Source organism: Microbacterium sp. HMWF026, from assembly GCF_003061325.1.
Lineage (GTDB): Bacteria > Actinomycetota > Actinomycetes > Actinomycetales > Microbacteriaceae > Microbacterium > Microbacterium testaceum_E.
The window spans coordinates 10,277-12,525 of sequence record NZ_QAJB01000284.1; the positions used below are offsets into that span (position 1 = coordinate 10,277).

Here is a 2,249-nt window from a genome sequence, read left to right on the forward strand (position 1 = left end):
ACTCTGGAGCCATGGAACAAACGCAGCTCGCGCTGCTCGCGCTCCTGGCGGGTGTCCTCATCGGGGCCGCGATCGTCTCCCTCGTGGTCGGCGCTCTGCGACTTCGGAACCGTTCGCTGGCGGAGACCTCGGTCGACGTCCCCGAGGGTGTGGACGCGATGCTGGAGGCGATGGACGACCCCGCCTTCGTGTGCGACATGTCGTCGACCGTGCTGGCGCTCTCGCCCGCCGCCGAGGTGTTCGGCGTGCACGCGGGCGAGGTGATCGCGAGCGACGAGCTCAAGCGCGTCGCCCGCGTCGCCCGTGACACCGGGTCCGGGATTGCCGAGAACCTGCGCCTGCGCCGCGGAGCGGCGCCCGCCGAGGCCCGCCTGGTCGCGGTGCGGGCGACGCCCATCTCGGGGCGGCTCACCCTGCTGGTGCTGCGCGACATCACCGAGCGCGAGCGCGTCGAAGAGATGCGCCGCGACTTCGTCGCGAACACCAGCCACGAACTGAAGACGCCGGTCGGCGCGGTCAGCCTGCTCGCCGAGGCGATCGAATCGGCGGCCGACGACCCGGCGCAGGTGCGTCACTTCGCCGCGCGCATGCAGGCCGAGGTCGCGCGACTGAGCGCCCTGGTCACCCGCATCCTGAGCCTCTCGCGTCTGCAGGCCGCGGACGAGCTGCGCGACGTCCGCGACGTCTCGATCGACGAGGTCGTCACCGCGGCCGTCGAGGCGCACGTCATCCAGGCCGACTCGGCGCAGGTCACCGTCGTGCGCGGGGGCACGAAGGGGCTGTGGGTGCGCGGTGAGCCGCAGATCCTCACCGAAGCGGTGGGCAACCTCATCGCCAACGCGATCGCGTATTCGCCCGAGGGGTCGAAGGTGGGCGTCGGGATCAAGCTCGACGAGGACGTCGTCGAGATCGCCGTGACCGATCGCGGCATCGGCATCCCCGAGAGCGATCAGCACCGGGTCTTCGAACGCTTCTACCGGGCCGACCAAGCGCGCTCGCGTCGCACCGGCGGCACCGGTCTGGGTCTGTCGATCGTCAAGCACGCCGTGCAGCGCCACGGCGGCGAGGTGCGCCTGTGGTCCAAGCCCGATCGCGGGTCGACGTTCACCATCCGCCTCCCGCTCACCGAGGCGCCCGACCTGGACGGCGTCCGTCCCAAGCCGCGTCGCAAGGGCCGCAAGGCCTCTGTCACGACCCCCGTACCCGTGAAGGGAGACACCGCATGACCCGCGTTCTGATCGTCGAGGACGAACCCGATCTCGCAGACCCGCTCGCCTACCTGCTGCGCCGCGAAGGCTACGAGGTCGAGATCGCCGAGGACGGCGCCCTCGCGCTCACGGCGTTCCGCGAACGCGGGGCGGACATCATCCTGCTCGACCTGATGCTCCCCGGCATGCCGGGGACCGAGGTGTGCCGACAGCTGCGGCTGACCTCGCAGGTGCCGATCATCATGCTCACGGCCAAGGACTCCGAGGTCGACATCGTGGTGGGCCTCGAGCTGGGCGCGGACGACTACGTCACCAAGCCCTATTCGACGCGCGAGCTGCTCGCGCGCATGCGCGCGGTCCTGCGCCGCCGCTCGCCCGAGGAGGGCGACCTGGACGACCGCGTGCTGTCGGGGGGCCGGGTCGTCCTCGACATCGACCGTCACACCGTCGCGGTCGACGGTGGCGAGATCAACATCCCGCTCAAGGAGTTCGAGCTGCTCGAGGTGCTGATGCGCAACGCGGGGCGCGTCCTCACCCGCGGCCAGCTCATCGACCGCGTGTGGGGCACCGACTACTTCGGCGACACCAAGACGCTCGACGTGCACATCAAGCGCATCCGCTCGCGCATCGAGCAGAACCCGAGCGAGCCGAGCATGCTCGTCACCGTCCGGGGGCTGGGGTACCGCTTCGAGGCGTGACCCGCCGGGAACGACGAAGGCGCCGACGGAGAACCGTCGGCGCCTTCGTTCGTATGTCAGGACGAGGGGGATGCCGTGGGCGTCGGCGTGACCGCGGACGTTCCCGACGGCGTCGGCTTGATGGTGATCGAGGGATCGGCCGTGGGGGCGAGCGGGGCGAGGTACTCGAGGCCGCCGTCGAGCACGGGCACCTCGATGAGTGCGCCCTCGCCGTCTCCGGACTGGAAGTACACGGGCACCGTCGTTCCGGGAACCGCGTCGATGTCGTCGAGGCGCAGCGGCTCGACGTCGTCGGACAGGTCGCCCAGGCTCAGCGTGGTGCTGGCGGGGACGACGACAGACG

The 2,249-nt window shown here is 70.7% G+C and carries 2 protein-coding genes and 1 pseudogene; 2 read left to right on the plus strand and 1 reads right to left on the minus strand.

Features of this window, described 5'->3' with window-relative positions; genetic code table 11:
* The first annotated feature begins 11 nt into the window (after positions 1–11).
* Both DBR36_RS10965 and DBR36_RS10970 read left to right on the plus strand, forming a co-directional pair.
* Entirely contained in the window at positions 12–1,226 is a 1,215-nt protein-coding gene (locus DBR36_RS10965; protein WP_108319319.1) for a cell wall metabolism sensor histidine kinase WalK, read from the plus strand.
* The gene (locus tag DBR36_RS10970) at positions 1,223–1,906 is read left to right on the plus strand and encodes a response regulator transcription factor (protein ID WP_108319321.1); all 684 of its coding nucleotides are present in this window, start codon (positions 1,223–1,225) and stop codon (positions 1,904–1,906) included. The genes DBR36_RS10965 and DBR36_RS10970 overlap by 4 nt, the downstream gene beginning before the upstream one ends.
* A 56-nt stretch (positions 1,907–1,962) precedes the next feature.
* Here the strand turns inward: DBR36_RS10970 and DBR36_RS18365 are convergent.
* A pseudogene (locus DBR36_RS18365) lies at positions 1,963–2,249 on the minus strand (DNA modification methylase); the annotation flags it as partial.

Excerpts from the sequence above, each read along its gene's own strand:
- DBR36_RS10965 (WP_108319319.1), top strand. The coding sequence starts at position 12 with ATGGAACAAACGCAGCTCGCGCTGCTCGCGCTCCTGGCGGGTGTCCTC.
- DBR36_RS10970 (WP_108319321.1), top strand. The coding sequence starts at position 1,223 with ATGACCCGCGTTCTGATCGTCGAGGACGAACCCGATCTCGCAGACCCG.